Raw genomic sequence first — 16,058 nt, 5'->3', positions numbered from 1 at the left:
GTTATCGGTTATGACGCAGAATCGAGAAATTCAGCGCCGACGCCACGGTCAGCCACACCAGATAGGGGAACAGGATCAGTCCGGTGATGAGGTCGAGCTGGATCCCCAGCACCACCATCGCGGCAACCACCAGCCACAGCAGCAAGATAATGATCATGCCCGCCATGATCCGGTGGGCGCCGAAGAACACCGGCGTCCACAGCGTGTTCAAGGCAATTTGCGCGGCCCACAACGCCAGCACGGTCTCACTGCCGGGGATCAGGGTCAGGCGATAACCGGCCCAGGCCAGCAGCAGGTAAATGGTTGTCCAGGCCACCGGAAACAGCCAGTTGGGCGGGGTGAAACGTGGTTTTTGCAGCGATTCATACCAGCTGCCGGGTTTGAAAATGATGCCGGTGCTGGCCGCCGCGCAGCAGGCAATGAGGTAAATGTAAAAAGTCATGTGGGGTCCTTTGCTGAAACCATTCGAAGTGCAGGCCGTGGGGCCGTCTGGGCATTGGATGCGTCTGCGCCGGAAAAATCCGTATCCGCTCAGAGAGATTAATCGCGAGCCAGGTGCGCCCGTGCCCAAACCTCGGCAGCCGTGACCGCAATGCCGTGCTGACCATTGAACGTCTGCGTCACGTCCCATGCCACGCCGTGCCCCATGGCGAACACCGCTCGGTACTTGCGCAGATTGTCGTCGGGCACCTCCTCAAGGGCCGCCAGCAACTGCTGCACGCTGGCGGCCCGGCGCTCGAATGTCCGTCCGGTGAGCCGCTCAAGCAGATCGGCCAGATCGCCGTAGGTCAGGGTGTCGCCAGCGGTGTACACCACCTGATTGATGATGCGCGGGCTGTGCAGGACGATGGCGGCGGTGAGGGTGCCGATGTCTTCCGGCGTCGTCACCGTTACCGCCGTGTCCAGGCTACCCAGTGCATTGACCCGCCCGGCAGGCAGATCCACCACCCCGAATGCCGGATCGAACAGGAAGCTGGTGAACATGCCCGTGGAGATGATCACCCATTCAGTCCTGGACTGAGCGCGCAACAGGTCGCGCACATCCAGTTGCTCGTCGAACAGGTCTTGCGGGCTGCCACGGCCAATCAGGTCGTAGTCGACACCGAACTGCCAGGGCACGTAGCGCTTCACCCCCGAGGCGAGTGCGGCCTGGGTCAGCCTGCGCTGAGTGCCCCGGCCGGCGCCAAAGCCCACGCAACTGATCACCGTGTCGAAGCGGCTCAGCACCGCAGCGAGTGCTTCGACCGAGTCTTCGGCGACATCAGCCACCTCGATGGCCACGCCGAGGGACCTGATCGCGGCGATTTCCTTTTGCTTTCCTGGGGAGGCGCTCTCGACACTGGACCGGCGCAACAGCACGCTGATGCTCGCCGATTCGCCCGCGCGCGCGGCCAGTCCGCGCAATACGGCGAGCCCCAGTTCGCCGGCGCCCAAGACCAGAATGTGTTGTTTGACGTGTGAAATATCAGCCTGCATGGTGAGCCCCTGTTTGACACACTTAATCTAAGGCTGGGGATCTTGTCATGGACATCGGCGGGCAAAAAGTAGGCACAGCGGTGATACCGAGGGGCCTGGAAGCTCAGGAAATCGTGCGCCGTTCGCAGGATGCATGCCGTGCGCTCAGCGACGATGAGGACGGCCTCAAGCGCGATATCCTCGGCCACTCCGGCAATCGATGGTCACTGGGCGTGGTGCATGCGCTGGGCGTGACCAGCCCGTTGCGCCACGCCGAGTTGCGACGCCAGCTGCACGGCGTCACCCAACGCATGCTGACCCATACCCTGCGCCAGCTGGAGCGCGACGGGCTGATCAGTCGTCATGACTTTGGCGAGAAGCCGTTGCGCGTCGAGTACGCGCTCACTGAACTGGGCATGGGCTTGCTGGTGCAGATGATTCCGCTCTGGACCTGGGTCATCGAACAGGCGGAAGGGTTTACGGCGGCGCGGCGACGGTATGACACAGCAGCGGTGTGACGTGCCAGCGAGGGAGGCGGCAAGCCGTCCGATCAGGACTGATCCGCCAGTTGGATGAGCCGTTCCTGTACGGCGTCGTCGAAGATCATGTACAGCGTTTCTACGTCTGCCGGGCGAAGACGTCTGCTGGTCTCCAGGCTGAGGATGAAACTGATTTCCATGGCGGCCTCGCGTTCAAGGTCTTCCTTGGTGGTGGCGGCGTTCAACGCGCGCACCAGATCGTCGATCGCACCCTGAATGGGTTTGGGAAGCCGAAGTGCAGCGATTCGCTCTTGAGGCATTGCTCAGTCCTGGGGGGTAGGTTTGGCGGCGAACCGAAAGGCGTGAAGCCCTGGAGCCTGGGATCGGGGGCGTATTGTGGCCGAGTTACGGCGCAGATCCCACCAGTGGAAACAAAATAGTGAAATGACAGCCCTTGCCTTCGCCCTCGCTGTGGGCGGTGACGCTGCCACCATGGGCTTCCACCAGCTGCCGGACCACCGTCAGACCGATGCCCAGGCCCGAGCCATTGAAGCCGATGGCCTGGGTGTCCTGCACATAAGGATCGAAGATCACCGGCAATGCCTGGGCGGAAATGCCGATGCCGTTGTCGGAGACGACGATCTTCAAGCCCTCGGGAACGGTCTCGGCACGCAGTTCGATGTTGCCGCCGCACGGGGTGTACTTGGCCGAATTGGTCAGCACATTGGTGAAGATCTGCACGATCCTGATGTGATCACCGTTGACCCGTATCGGCGCGTCGGGAAGGCTGACGTCCATGTGCAGGTTTTTCTTGTGCATCAGCGGCGCGCAGGCTTCCACCGCTTCCTGAATGATCTGCACGATGTCGAGGTGGGCGTAGCTCAGGCGCAGCTTTCCGGTGCTTGCTCGGGAGACGTCGAGCAAGTCTTCCACCATGCGCGACAGATGCTGCACCTGACCTTCGATCAGGTTGCGCATTTCCGGCAGTCTGTCGCTGGACGTGCGCACCATGCGTTCGGCAATCATGCTGATGGGCGTCAGCGGGTTGCGCATTTCATGGGCTACCGAGGCCATGGCCGTGCGTTGCTGGGCCAGCGCCTGTTCAGCCTGGGCTTGCAACGTCTGCGCGTGGAGCGCAGAAATCACCAGATGCTCGTTGGCCTCGCGCAGATCCTGATAGACATCAGCGTGTGCACTGGCAGCGGGTGCTTGCGCCTGCGCCGCCAACGCCGCCAGCACCAGTTTCTGATTGGCTTCCACCAGCAATTCGATATGCAGCCCGGCGCCGGCAGAGGCTTCGGCCTCGTACAGCTCTCGGCGCAGGAACGCCAGGTGCGCCATGGCCCGTTCCTTTTTCTCAGCGAGTTGCTCGAATTCTCGGTCGGCGTCTGCGCCTCCGGTTGCGTCCTTGCTGTCGAATTCGCTCATGGCAATGCGCTCATCGAATGTTGTCTCCCACTTCAGCAACCCCTGGCGACAGCCTCGTCGGGCGTCCGCCCAGCAGCCCTTCCTGATTATGCAGGCGGGTGCCGATCTGCAAGCCGTTGTCGTCGATGCGGTACAGCCGGAGTTCATCCGAGTGAGCGCTGGCCCGGACCTTGACCACCGCCATGATGCGCTGCAAGCGGCTGTCGATCTCAATGTAGCGCTGGACGATGATGGCATCGGTAAGAAAGGCCGTGCCGTAAGGACTGAAGCGCAGATCCGTGTAGCGGTCTTCCAGTTCCGAGGTCATCAATACACTGACCCCGGTGCTGGTCAACGCATTGACCATGCGCGACAGGGATTCGCGGAAGTCTTCGCGGAAGGCGGGCGCCACGGCCAGCTCGAACCCGGACAGCGAGTCGATGACCACACGCGTCGCGTCCAGCCGGCGGATTTCGCTGAGCAGCTGCTGCACAATCTCGTCGATGGACAGGTCCGGCACCCGTCGGTCGACGACGCCTACTTTGTCCATGTGCACCAGACGCGTGAGTTCGGCGTTATGCAGGTGATTGGGTCGCTGTTCGAAAACGGCGATCACGCCTGTTTCGCCGTTGCGTGCACCCTCTTCGAGAAAGGCCGCCGCCAGCAGGCTTTTGCCAGAGCCGGAAGGGCCGGCAACCAGCAACGAATAGCCCCGGGGCAGGCCGCCACCAAGCATATCGTCCAGATGCGGCACGCCCATCTTCAGCCGCTGCGCAGGGCTGCCGTGGATGAGCGCGGCGCGGTCCTGAAGCGTCACCGCGGCCGGGGGAAACACCGTAACGCCCGAATCGGCGATGCGGAAGGTATGCAGCCCGGGCAGCGTCGGCTGGCCGCGCATCTTCATGATCTCCATCTTGCGCACCATGGAGTTGCGCTGAACGCTCTGGCGCAGCCAGATCAGCCCATCGGCGACGGTGAAGATCGGGTTGCTGTCGAGTTCGTTGAAATACTCCCCCAGCAGGAAGGTCGTCGCTTGCCAGGTGGTCATCAGCATGCCCAACTGCTGCACGAACTGCGGCAGGTTGTTATTGGGACTGCTTGCGGTTTCGCTGGCCAGCACCACCGAGCGGAACGAGTCCACAAACACCAGGGCAGGGCTGTGGGCCTCGACTTCGGCGACGATGCGCCGCAGGACTTCGTCCAGATCGCCAGCCAGAGTGTCATCCGCCAGATTGACGTAGCGGATCGAGCGGTTCACCGCTTCTTCGTCGAAAAAGCTGAACTGCTGCTGGTAGCGCAGCATTTTCAGCGGCGGCTCTCCGAGGACCGTGAAGAAGATCGCCGGGCGTTCGGGTGTGGCCAGGGCGAACATCATCTGATGGGCCAGCGTGGTCTTGCCACAGCCGGGCGGACCGGCGATCAGGTTGAAGGAAAACTCCGGCAGGCCGCCACCCAGAATCTCGTCGAATCCCGGTACGCCCGTTGCCAGACGGTTGATCGTGACTTTACTACTCATCGTGAAATGTCCTGGGCAGGCGGGCCGCTGAAAGAGTGTTCCCACACGTCAAGGAGCAGCCGGGCAGCGAGTGATGGTCCGATCAGCGTGGCAAGTAATGCGTGAAAAGTGTTCAAAACTTCCTGACCGAACAAGAGCGCGTCGGCTATCGATTCTTCGGCCAGTAACGCCTTCAATTGTTGAAGATCCATGCCCACGACCAGCATCTTGTAGTTGTCTCCAGGCAGCGGGTGCTTTGATATGTAGAGATGAAGGCTGCGGCGATACAGGGCGGCAACACCTTTCGGCCCGATGATGGGGATCAGGGAGGTATTAATGTCCTCGAACATCGAAGTAATTGCTTCAGCGACCTGGGAAAGTTCCGCGCTGCCATTGACCCGATGGGTCAGGCATGTGGCAATTCGTTGGCCTGCTTCGCTATCGGCAAACATGGGATTAAGTTCTGGTAGGTGTCGGTGGATAGTACACGTTCTTCCCCGAACGGACAGACGCATGAAGCGTGCGGCGCTCTGCCGCGCAGGCCCTCAGGCTTCACCGGGCCCGTTCCGCCGATCAAAGGTGGGAAGACTCAATGGGAGGCGAGTTCTACGGCTAGCGGTTTGGTCAACGCTCGGTGTTGTTTTAATTCTATCCATCGGGATGTATATAAATGCGTCGGTGGCTCTCGGTGCAATTGGATAATGCGGATAGTTATTCATTTGGAGGGTGTGAAGTTTAAGCACGCCATAACTATTCAATCAAACGAGTGGCTGCGTAAGTTGCAGGACGGCGAATAAGCGCCCGCTGTTTATTTATGATCGATAACGTAAAAGTGTTCGACTGAATTGTTTGCAGAGGTCACGTGAATGGAAAATCCCCACGCATCATCTTCTCGGCGTACCCCTCATTGGCCGAGCGTGGCGCGTTCACTGTGTAGCGGGAATGCCTCGGGTTTGTACCGCTCAAGTTACAAAGGCGTCCGCCGACACCCTGTTCAGGAAGTCTATTACTCACTTGAACAGGGAAGTGCCATGTCAGCGATTTCTTCGGTTACCTCATCCGTGGCATTGATGCCGGTGGTCAAACCGGCGGCCACCGTCGCGGTGAATGACAGCGCCGTTGCTGGCACCACCAACGCCTCGCCGTCGTCCGTCGTAATGCTGGGCCAGGACGCCAAGGTCAGCGAGCCGCTGACCTACAACGTCCGCGGGCTGATGGGGGATGGCAACGTCCCGCCGGCCTGGGAGTACACCCGCCAGGACAAAGTCTCGCTGGCGATGGCGGGCAACTTCAGCACCTCCGCCACGGCGGGGCGTTTCCAGGGCTTGGGCGCAACGTTGCTCAGTCAGTTGGCCCAGACCGGCCAGAATATTTCCCAATCGGTGCTGCGCTCGACGACCGGCAAAGCGCTGGAGCCGGCGGAACTCGCCGCCGCCCAGGACCGCCTGCACAGTAATCCGGCCAACAGCATCAGCCTGACCCTGAAAACCGCCAGCGGCAAAACCATCGAGCTGAGCCTTGCCAGTCAGGACGATGGCCTCGCGGTGCAGGCCCAGGTGAGCGGCGGCGACCTCAGCGACGACGAGCTGAACGCACTGAACGCCATGGCGGACGGCTTTCAGTCAGCCATCGACGGCCTGACGGCCAAGCCGCCGACCCTGAAACTCGACGCCCTGACCCATTTCGACGCCAAGGCCTTCGCCTCCGTAGAGTTGAAAACCAGCCTCAAGCTGGAAGACGGCAGCGCCCAGACCCTTGAATTGCACGCCGACGCCGACCAGCGTTCGGTGCGCATGAGTGGCGCGCTGGGGAATCTCGACCTTTCGGTTGACCTGAAAAACGCGGCCATTCGCGGTGACAGCGCTCAGCAAGCCAAAGCGCTGGACGGCTATGTCAGCCAGATCGAGGCGGCGCGCAAGCGTGGCGACGGCGATGCACAGTTGCTGTCGATGTTTGAGGACGCCTTCAAAACCCTGCACAGCCAGTACCCGGACACCCGGGTCTCCTCGGCACCGCAGACCGTCAACTCGATCGAGCTGACCGACACTGACCACGGGCTGCTGACCGGGCTCGGCGACTTCAGCGCGTCGGTCAGCGAGAAGAGCGTCGAGGGCAACCCGGGCCGCCCCGGCGAGCTCGATTCCTTTGCTTACACCTTGTCGCAGACCACCCAGTCCAAAGGACGCGACCAGATGAACCGGACCATCGTTCAGGACCAGCAATCCCAGCTGACCGCCAGTTACCACAAGCCGCTCCCAGGCGGGCAAAAGCTGGCGTTGAGCACCGATCCCGCCACGCAGAATTACCTGTATTACCAGGTTAGCGACCAGGCCAGCAGCAAGACCAGCATCGGCTATAAAAAAGGTGAGTTGGTCGATGCGACGCTGAGCCAGTCGGCCAGCCAGTCGACGCGAATTTCCAAGTACGTGATGGGCCGCCTGGAGAAAGACACCCACACGCCGATCTCCACCTCCAAAACCCGGAATTTCCTCAGCGTGCTGCAGCAGGCCTTGCAACAGGACAAAGAGGCGAAGCAGGGCCGTAGCGCGTCGACACTGAACGGCACCCTGGCCGGGATCCACGCCAAGGTGCTGCTGCAGAGCGATCCGTCGAAGCTGGATGGCTGATAGCGGAACACGCTCAGTTTTGCGGCGTGACACCCGACGCTTTCCCGGCTAAAGCCAGTCCTACAGTTGAGTTCACACCCCATCTCACTGACCGCATGCTATGCCTTCGTAGGACCGGCTTCAGCCGGGAAGGCGCCAGTGTGATCAGCCGCAGATTCCGGCCATGCTCCAGCCGGCAGGCGCTCAAAGTCCTCAACCTGACAAACCCCAAGCATCCGGCTATAAACAAAGCGTGCCAAACACCTTGATGTCCCCAGAGGCGAGAAGCCCGGAGTGTGATCGATGATTGACCGTGAGCCACCGTATCCCCGCAAACCGCCGCTCAGTAATTCCCAAAAACTCGCACGCCTGGCCGGCATCGGCCTGATCGTTCTGGTCGTCGCTGGCGCCTTCGCCTACGTCAATGGCAGCCTCGAACCCCAGCGACTGACCCCCGCGCGGGTCGTTGATGTGTTCGAACGCAACAACGGTGTGCATCCCGGTTACCGTCGCAACCACCCGAAAGGCATCTGCGTCGCTGGCTACTTCGAGAGCAACGGCGCCGCGGCCAGCCTGTCCAAAGCCGAAGTCTTCGCCAGCGGGCGCACGCCGGTGATCGGGCGTCTGGCCGTGCCCACCGGCAACCCGTATTCCCCTGACAGCGCTGCGCCCCTGCGCAGTTTCGCCGTGCAGTTCACCCAGCCCAACGGCCAGCAATGGCGCACGGGCATGAACAGCATGCCGGTGTTTCCGGTCGGCACGCCCGAGGCCTTCATCGATCTGCAAATCGCCACCGGCCCTGACCCCAAGACCGGCAAACCCGACCCGGCCAAACCCCCGGTGTTCTTCGCCGCGCACCCGGAAGCCCAGCCGTTTCTGGCCTGGGTCAAGATGGCCAAGCCTTCGGCCAGTTTCGTCACTGAGACCTACAACAGCGTCAACGCCTTCGTGCTGGTGGATGCCAGCGGCAAGCGTCAGCCTGTGCGCTGGAGTCTGGTGCCGGAAGCCACCGATGCAGCGCCGGCGCCTGACGCCAAGGAGTATCTGGACAAGGACCTCAGCGACAGACTGGCCAGCGGCCCCCAGCGCTGGAAGCTGGTGCTGACGCTGGCCAACCCTCAGGACCCGACCAACGACGCGTCCAAAGCCTGGACCGGCGAGCACAAGACCGTGGACGCCGGGACCCTGGTGGTCAATTCCGACAGCCCGCAACTGAATGGCGATTGCCGCGACATCAATTACGACCCGCTGATCTTGCCCAGCGGCATCGAAGGCTCGGATGATCCGCTGCTCGCCGCGCGCTCGGCGGCCTACGCCGCTTCCTACATGCGCCGTACCGGTGAAGTCGATCAGTTGAAAGCCGAGCCCGCCCAGGAGAAACAGCCATGAGTACGCCCGTCAAGCATTTCGCCCCACTGGCGCGCCTGCTGCACTGGCTGATGGCCTTGATGGTCATCGCCATGCTGTTCATCGGCGCAGGCATGGTGGCTTCGGTGTCCGAGCGCCACGAATGGCTACTGAACCTGCACAAGCCCCTGGGCATCGCGATTCTGTTGCTGGTCATTGTCAGGATCGTCGTCCGGGTCACTACTCAAACGCCGCCGTTGCCGGCTGACTTGCCGGCCGTGCAGGCGCTGGCCGCCAAGCTGTCCCATTACCTGCTGTATGCGCTGATGCTGGCGATGCCGCTGATTGGCTGGGCGATGATTTCAGCCGCCGGAGATCCGGTCATGCTCGGCAGTTCGGTGCGCCTGCCGTCCATCGTCGCGGCCAACCCGGACACCTTCGCGCTGCTGCGCAAGGCCCACGCCTATCTGGCGTACCTGTTCTTCCTGACGATTCTGGCGCATCTGGCTGCGGCGTTGTTTCACGGCTGGGTGAGGCGGGATGAGGTGCTCGACAGCATGCTGCGGGGTAAATCGCGGGGTTGATCTTGCAGTGGTAGCCTGCTGTAGGTAAGGCAGACGTCGCCAGTGGGCTTTACCCCGCTGGCGATGTCGTTTATGGACGCCGGTTAACCTGTCGACATCAGGCGGCGGTTCAGCGCAAGACGGACACCATCTGCCCCAGGGTCGTCAGCACATCGCGGGCCAGCTGTTTCGAGCGCTGGCCCGACCAGCCGGTGACGACATCGGGGGCGTCGTCGTTGTCCTTGAACGGCATTTCCAGCGTCAGCGACAGGCACTTGTAGCGCTCGCCGACGCTGTTGCACGCCAAGTTCATGTTGGCCTTGCCCGGCGCCGATTTCGGATAGCCGTATTTACTCTGGAAGTCCCGGGTCAAGCCGCTCAACCGCGCGCGGAAGTCAGCTTCCAGTTGCGCTTGCTGGTCGGTGTACCCCGGATTGCCTTCGCAGGCGGCGGTGAAGACGTAGGGAATTTCCTCATCGCCGTGGACGTCGAGGAACATGTCCACGCCGTATTTTTCCATCTGCTCTTTGACGAAGAACACTTCCGGGCTGAGCTCGGGGGTCGTGTCCTGCCAGGCGCGGTTGAGGTCCTTGCCCTGAGCGTTGGTGCGCAGATGCCCGTGGAACGAGCCATCCGGGTTCATGTGCGGCACCAGATACAGGTCCGCCGAGGCCAGCAAGGCCTGCAACTCAGGGTCGTTTTCCTGGAGCCGCTCGACGATGCCTTCCATGAACCACTCGGCCATGTGCTCGCCGGGGTGCTGTTGCGCGATGATCCAGATGTTGCGCTTGCCCGCCGCACCGTCGCCCTTGCGCAGCAGCGGAATATCACGGCCTTCGACGCTCTTGCCGGTGGCGAGCAACTGGGTGCCGGCCTTGTTCAGCGCCTGATCCACCAGCCAGTCGTGGCGCTCTCGGCTGTAGGGTTCGAAGTAGGCGAACCACACCTGGGAGTCGCTGGGCGTCAGCTCGAAGTTCAACGCCTTGCCGTCGAACTGGCTGGGCACGCGGAACCAGGTTTTCTGATCGTAGGAGGCCACGGCGTTGTAGCCGGTCCAGGCGCGGTTGTAGCTCGACTCGCCGGCGTTGGTCAGGCTGAAGCCGTGGGGCTCGCCGATCTGCAGGCCGTCGACCTTGAAATGGAACCATTGGAAATGTGCGCTGCGGGTATCGGGACGGATCGCCAGTTGCACGGCTTTGAGGTTACTGGCGTCGATCACGGCGATGTTGCCGCTGTCAAAATCGGCGGAGATGGAAAGGGCGTTTTGAGTCACGGGAGCGTCCTGATTGCTTGATCTGCCATTACGAAGCCATCGGGAGGCAGGCAGGCCGGACCTGATTGCCTCGCTGGGCTGTTATGACAATTACTTTACACGCAACCGATAGGGGGACAGCGACAGAATAGTTCGCCAAAGAGTCAGGGCCAGCTTCAGCTATAGGCTTCGGCGGTGACCAGCAGGCCGCACAGCAACATCGTCACCAGCAACCAGCCGAAATAGACGCGCGGTTTGCGCCGATGCCAGCCGCTGGCGCCGAGGATCGCGGCGGGTGCATGCAGGGTACGCCAGAACTGCTCGCTGTGCTGAAACGCCGCCAGGTGCCGGGGATCGGCGTCGAGCCAGTGACGAAACTCGATGCGCTGACTCGCCGTGGCCTGGGGGCTTTGCAGGTGCACGTACCAGCCCAGGGCCTGAAGCAAAATCGCACGGGAGGGGTCATGTTCGGCGGGCTCGCTGACGCAATGCTCGAGCGCAACCGTCATGCAGCGTTCGACGGTGCGAGCGTCCACGTCAAGCAGTCGGGCGATATCAGTGTAGGAAAGGTCGTCGAGACGGCTCAGCAGAAAAACCTGCAGAACCCTGCGCGACAACCGCTGAAGGCGGCGTCGGTAAAGATCAGTTTCGGCGCTCGTGCCCAAGGCGGGCGACACGGGGGAGGCGGTCAACGAGTCGAGGAGCTGTGTCATGGCGTCTTGCTCACTGTTTGAATAGCGGCGGTCGCGGAAAACAACGTCGTGAATGTGGAAGTTTTTACTGAATGTGTCAGTTTTTGACAGCTGCAACGGCCCATCGCTCGATCCATTTGCTATGATGCGCGCCATCGAAAGACAGATCACTGTCGAACCCTCTTCATTAGCCTGAAGACGCAACACCCGACCGAACCCAGACCCGAAAAGGGCATAAAAAAAGACCCGGCCATAAGCCGGGTCAAAAACCGTGATTAGCCTGATGAGGAGATAATCCGGAAGCCGACCTAAGGCTTCTGGGTTACCAACCAGTCTCGCGACCGGTTGCGCTCAATAATAATCATTCCCATTTGAGAGTCAATGCTTTTTTCGCCCCCCGGTGAAAAGAGTTTTTTGCGTGGACGGTCTTTGCCTGCGCCTCAGTCAATCGGCAGGCTAGTCGATCGGCAATTCCGTCGTGCGCTTCACCACACTCATCGCGATGTTCGAATGCGCCTCCTGCACATGGGGGCTTTGCAGCAGGTGGTCGCGCAGAAAACGCTCGTAGCTGGCGATGTCCTGCACGACGACCTTGAGCAGGAAATCCATGTCGCCGGCCATCGTGTAGCACTCCAGCACTTCGCGAAATCCGGTGATGGCTTCCTCGAACTCGGTCAGGTACTTCCGGCCGTGCCCGGACAGCTTGACGTCGACGAACACGGTCATGGTCAGCCCGAGTTTGGCCGGGTTGAGCAGGGCCACCTTGCGCTCGATGATGCCTTCTTCTTCCAGGCGATTGATGCGTCGCCAGCAGGGCGATTGCGAGAGTTCGACGCGCTCGGCGATCTCGGCGGCGGAGAGATTGGCGTCGTGCTGCAACAGACGGAGGATCTTGCGATCGATGGGGCTGAGCTTGACCTGCATGAATTGACCCTTTTTTATTCTTGAACGGGAACGGGCATGCACGATATGAGCAGATTCGCGCTGATTTAGGAAGAAAAAGCCTGCGCCGGGCAGGCAGTATTTTGTCTGTGACCGTTGGGCTGAACCGTCCTGACGGCGAGGCGCTCGTAAGGCTGCAAACGCCGCTGGCGCCGCATTCAAAACGCACTAATAAAAATAAAGGAGTGCCTGAATGTCCCTGGCTGATATTCGTCTGGACGATAAGTACCGACTCGCAACCGGCAATCTGTACCTGACCGGAACCCAGGCGCTGACCCGCCTGCCGATGCTGCAGAAGCAGCGCGACGAAGCCCGCGGGCTTAACACCGCCGGGTTTATCTCCGGCTATCGCGGCTCGCCGTTGGGCAACCTCGACAAGAGCCTGTGGGACGCCAAGGAATATCTCCAGCAGAACGCCATTCATTTCCAGCCCGGCGTCAACGAAGAGCTTGCCGCGACGGCGGTCTGGGGCAGTCAGCAAGTCAATCTGTTCCCCCACGGCAAATACGACGGCGTCTTCGCCCTCTGGTACGGCAAAGGCCCGGGCGTTGATCGCTGCGGCGACGTGTTCAAGCACGGCAACTCGGCCGGCGTCGCTGAAAAGGGCGGCGTACTGATCCTCGCCGGCGACGACCATGGCTGCAAATCTTCGACCATTGCGCACCAGAGCGAACACGCGTTCATCGCCTCCATGATCCCGGTGCTCAACCCCAGTAACGTCCAGGAAATCCTCGATTACGGCATCATCGGCTGGGAGCTTTCACGCTACAGCGGTTGCTGGGTGGCCATGAAGACCATCGCCGAAAACGTCGATTCCTCGGCCGTGGTCGAAGTCGATCCGCTGCGCATCCAGACGCAGATCCCCGAAGACTTCCAGATCCCCGAAGGCGGCCTGCACATTCGCTGGCCCGATCCGCCCCTCGCTCAGGAAGCCCGGCTTAATACCTACAAAATCTACGCCGCCCGTGCGTTCGCCCGGGCCAACCACCTCAACAAAGTGGTGATTGATTCGCCGCAGCCGCGTCTGGGCATCATCACCACCGGCAAGTCGTACCTCGACGTGCGTCAGGCCCTGGAAGAGCTGGGTATCGACGAAGACCTGTGCGCGTCGGTGGGCATTCGCGTGCTCAAGGTCGGCATGAGTTGGCCACTTGAGCCGGTGTCGGTGCACGGCTTCGCAGAAGGGCTGGATGAAATCCTTGTGGTCGAGGAAAAACGCAGCGTGATCGAGGATCAGCTCACCGGTCAGTTGTACAACTGGCCGGTGGATCAACGCCCGCGCGTGGTCGGTGAATTCGATGAAGAGGGCCGTTCGCTGTTGCCCAACCTGGCTGAACTGACCCCGGCAATGATCGCCCGGGTCATCGCCAAACGCCTTGCGCCGATCTACAGCAGCCCGAAAATCGACGCGCGCCTGCAATTTCTGGCCGACAAGGAAAAAGCCCTTGCCGCGCCGCTGTTCAACACCCAGCGCACCCCGCATTTCTGCTCAGGCTGCCCGCACAACACCTCGACCCGTGTGCCGGAGGGCAGTCGCGCCCTGGCCGGGATCGGCTGCCATTACATGACTATCTGGATGGACCGGGAAACCGAGACGTTTACCCAGATGGGCGGCGAGGGCGTGACCTGGATCGGTCAGGCGCCGTTCACCGAAACCCCCCACGTGTTTCAGAACCTCGGCGACGGCACCTACTTTCACTCCGGGCACCTGGCGCTGCGGGCGGCGGTCGCGTCAAAGGTCAACATCACCTACAAGATTCTCTACAACGACGCGGTTGCCATGACCGGCGGCCAGCCCATCGACGGCGTGCTGCGGGTGGATCAGCTCAGCCGGCAGGTGTTCAACGAAGGCGTGCAGCGCATTGCGCTGGTCTCGGACGAACCGGAGAAATACCCGAGCCGAGAGCAGTTTGCGCCGATCACTACGTTCCACCACCGCAGCGACCTCGACGCCGTGCAGCGCGAGTTGCGTGAGTTCAAGGGCGTGTCGGTGATCATCTACGACCAGACTTGCGCCACGGAAAAACGCCGTCGTCGGAAACGCGGGACAATGGTGGATCTGGACAAGCGCGCCATCATTAACCCGGCCGTGTGCGAAGGCTGCGGCGATTGCGGCGTCAAGTCGGGTTGCCTGTCGGTGCTGCCGAAGGAAACCCCGGAAGGGCGCAAGCGCGAAATTGACCAGAGCGCGTGCAACAAGGACTTCAGCTGCGTCGAGGGTTTTTGCCCAAGCTTCGTGACCGTGCATGGCGGCAAGCTGCGCAAGCCGCAGTTGCCCAAGCAGGCCCAGGCGTTCGCTGAACTGCCGCAGCCGACACTTCCGAGCCTCACTCAGCCATACAACATTTTGCTGCCAGGCGTCGGCGGAACGGGCGTGACCACCGTCGGTGCGATGCTCGGTTACGCAGCCAATCTGGAAGGCAAAGGCTGCAGCGTGCTAGACCAGGCCGGTCTGGCGCAAAAGTTTGGCCCGGTGGTCAGCCACATTCGTATCGCCGCGCGGCAAGAAGATCTGTTCGCCGTGCGCATCGCCGCCGGTGAGGCACATCTGCTGCTCGGTTGCGACCTGCTGGTGGCGTCCGGCCCCGATGCGATCGCCAAACTCAACAGCGCGAAAACCCATGCGGTGATCAACAGTCAGCAGACGCCGACCGCCGAATTCACCCGCAATCCTGACGCCGAGTTCCCGGCCGAAGCGATGATGCAGACCATCCGCGAAGCCGTCGGCGCTGAAAAAACGCACTTTGTGCAGGCGACGGACCTGGCGACCAAACTGATGGGCGACAGCATCGCCAGCAACCTCTTCATGCTCGGTTATGCCTTCCAGCTGGGACTGATTCCGTTGACCTCTGCGGCCATCGAGAAGGCCATCGAGCTCAACGGCGTGGCGGTCAATCTGAATCAGCAGGCGTTCCTGTGGGGGCGTCGTGCAGCGTTTGACTTGCGAGCGGTGCAAGCGGCTGCCAATCCGCAGACCCAGCCAACGCCGGACCCTGAACACCTGACCCTGGAAGAGCGCGTCACACGCAATGTCCACGGCTTGATCGCCTATCAGAACGGGGCGCTGAGCGAGCGTTACCTGACTCTGGTGAATCGTGTGAGGGATGCCGAAGCGCGGTTGTTCCCGGGCCAGCCGCCTGCGCTGACCGAGGCGGTGGCGTTCAACTACTTCAAGCTGCTGGCCTACAAGGACGAGTACGAAGTGGCGCGGCTGTACAGCAATGGCGACTTCACCCGTCAGCTTGAAGCGCAGTTTGAGGGCGATTACCGCATCGAGTTTCACCTGGCACCGTCCTGGCTCGCCAAGCGCGACCCGAACAACGGCACCCCGCGCAAGCGCAGTTTCGGGCCATGGATGTTGAAGGCATTCGACGTGCTGGCGCGATTCAAATTCCTGCGCGGCACGGTGCTCGATCCGTTCGGCCGCAGCGTCGAGCGTCGTCAGGAACGCGAGTTGATTGATGCTTACGTGGGAGATATCGAACTGATCCTGGGCCACCTGAGCGCAGGCAACCGGCACACCGCGCTGAACCTGGCGCGCCTGCCGGAGCGCATTCGCGGTTATGGTCACGTCAAGGAAAGCGCCATGAAAGCAGCGGCACTGCAGGCGGCACGGATGCGCCAGAGCCTGGTCAGTGGCGAGGTTGAAGTGCTGAAGTTGTATGAAGTAGCGGCGTGAGGACATGGAGGAGGCCGTTCAGGCCTCCTCTGATCTCACTGGCTGAACGCGATAAATTGTTGGACTGTTCAAATTCAACTGGATGCACGCGGTCCCACAATTCGATTTCACACCCGATCTCAATGGCTGCACGCAATGCTT

Annotated in this window: 14 protein-coding genes; 5 read left to right on the top strand and 9 right to left on the bottom strand. The window is 61.5% G+C overall.

The window, feature by feature from the left end:
- Position 1: 1 nt before the first annotated feature.
- The gene (locus QWI20_RS22210) at positions 2–442 is read right to left on the bottom strand and encodes a TspO/MBR family protein (RefSeq protein WP_346625976.1); all 441 of its coding nucleotides are present in this window, start codon (positions 440–442) and stop codon (positions 2–4) included.
- 98 nt (positions 443–540) lie between these two features.
- Positions 541–1,476, bottom strand: coding sequence for an aromatic alcohol reductase (locus tag QWI20_RS22205; protein ID WP_369307246.1), 936 nt, complete (start codon positions 1,474–1,476; stop codon positions 541–543).
- Between the two features lie 47 nt (positions 1,477–1,523).
- Here QWI20_RS22205 and QWI20_RS22200 point away from each other — a divergent pair, with 47 nt between their 5' ends.
- On the top strand, positions 1,524–1,973 hold the full coding sequence (locus QWI20_RS22200; protein ID WP_369307245.1) for a winged helix-turn-helix transcriptional regulator: 450 nt from the start codon (positions 1,524–1,526) through the stop codon (positions 1,971–1,973).
- Between the two features lie 32 nt (positions 1,974–2,005).
- Here QWI20_RS22200 and QWI20_RS22195 read toward each other — a convergent pair whose 3' ends face one another.
- The 4 genes from QWI20_RS22195 to QWI20_RS22180 form a co-directional block, all read right to left on the bottom strand.
- A complete protein-coding gene (locus QWI20_RS22195; protein ID WP_369307244.1) occupies positions 2,006–2,254 on the bottom strand; it encodes a hypothetical protein in 249 nt (82 codons plus the stop codon).
- Between the two features lie 85 nt (positions 2,255–2,339).
- A complete protein-coding gene (locus QWI20_RS22190; protein ID WP_369307243.1) occupies positions 2,340–3,362 on the bottom strand; it encodes a sensor histidine kinase in 1,023 nt (340 codons plus the stop codon).
- Between the two features lie 10 nt (positions 3,363–3,372).
- Positions 3,373–4,857 carry an ATPase domain-containing protein gene (locus tag QWI20_RS22185; RefSeq protein ID WP_369307242.1) on the bottom strand — a complete coding sequence of 495 codons (1,485 nt, stop codon included), beginning with the start codon at positions 4,855–4,857 and terminating at the stop codon, positions 3,373–3,375.
- Complete coding sequence (locus QWI20_RS22180; RefSeq protein WP_369307241.1) at positions 4,854–5,288, bottom strand: hypothetical protein; 435 nt, start codon at positions 5,286–5,288, stop codon at positions 4,854–4,856. Before QWI20_RS22180 ends, QWI20_RS22185 begins: the two co-directional genes overlap by 4 nt.
- Before the next feature lie 579 nt (positions 5,289–5,867).
- On the opposite strand from QWI20_RS22180, the gene QWI20_RS22175 reads away from it, so the two are divergent.
- The 3 genes from QWI20_RS22175 to QWI20_RS22165 all read left to right on the top strand — a co-directional run bounded on the left by QWI20_RS22175 (position 5,868) and on the right by QWI20_RS22165 (position 9,373).
- A complete protein-coding gene (locus tag QWI20_RS22175; protein WP_369307240.1) occupies positions 5,868–7,463 on the top strand; it encodes a lactate dehydrogenase in 1,596 nt (531 codons plus the stop codon).
- Between the two features lie 282 nt (positions 7,464–7,745).
- Positions 7,746–8,831 carry a catalase family peroxidase gene (locus tag QWI20_RS22170; protein WP_369307239.1) on the top strand — a complete coding sequence of 362 codons (1,086 nt, stop codon included), beginning with the start codon at positions 7,746–7,748 and terminating at the stop codon, positions 8,829–8,831.
- Positions 8,828–9,373: a cytochrome b gene (locus QWI20_RS22165; protein WP_369307238.1), complete on the top strand. Its 546-nt coding sequence runs from the start codon at positions 8,828–8,830 to the stop codon at positions 9,371–9,373. The genes QWI20_RS22170 and QWI20_RS22165 overlap by 4 nt, the downstream gene beginning before the upstream one ends.
- A gap of 109 nt (positions 9,374–9,482) precedes the next feature.
- Here QWI20_RS22165 and QWI20_RS22160 read toward each other — a convergent pair whose 3' ends face one another.
- The 3 genes from QWI20_RS22160 to QWI20_RS22150 form a co-directional block, all read right to left on the bottom strand.
- Complete coding sequence (locus QWI20_RS22160) at positions 9,483–10,625, bottom strand: M14-type cytosolic carboxypeptidase (protein WP_369307237.1); 1,143 nt, start codon at positions 10,623–10,625, stop codon at positions 9,483–9,485.
- 155 nt (positions 10,626–10,780) lie between these two features.
- Positions 10,781–11,317 (bottom strand): DUF4880 domain-containing protein, encoded by a 537-nt coding sequence (locus tag QWI20_RS22155; RefSeq protein WP_369307260.1) that lies wholly within the window; start codon positions 11,315–11,317, stop codon positions 10,781–10,783.
- A gap of 435 nt (positions 11,318–11,752) precedes the next feature.
- Positions 11,753–12,220 carry an Lrp/AsnC family transcriptional regulator gene (locus QWI20_RS22150; protein WP_065990584.1) on the bottom strand — a complete coding sequence of 156 codons (468 nt, stop codon included), beginning with the start codon at positions 12,218–12,220 and terminating at the stop codon, positions 11,753–11,755.
- Between the two features lie 211 nt (positions 12,221–12,431).
- On the opposite strand from QWI20_RS22150, the gene QWI20_RS22145 reads away from it, so the two are divergent.
- Positions 12,432–15,917: an indolepyruvate ferredoxin oxidoreductase family protein gene (locus tag QWI20_RS22145; protein WP_369307236.1), complete on the top strand. Its 3,486-nt coding sequence runs from the start codon at positions 12,432–12,434 to the stop codon at positions 15,915–15,917.
- Positions 15,918–16,058 lie beyond the last annotated feature (141 nt).

Origin of the sequence: Pseudomonas sp. W2-17, assembly GCF_041060445.1 — a bacterium.
In the GTDB taxonomy this organism is placed as follows: domain Bacteria; phylum Pseudomonadota; class Gammaproteobacteria; order Pseudomonadales; family Pseudomonadaceae; genus Aquipseudomonas.
The sequence above is the reverse complement of the archived record's forward strand: the minus strand, read 5'-3'. Positions and strand labels throughout refer to the sequence as shown.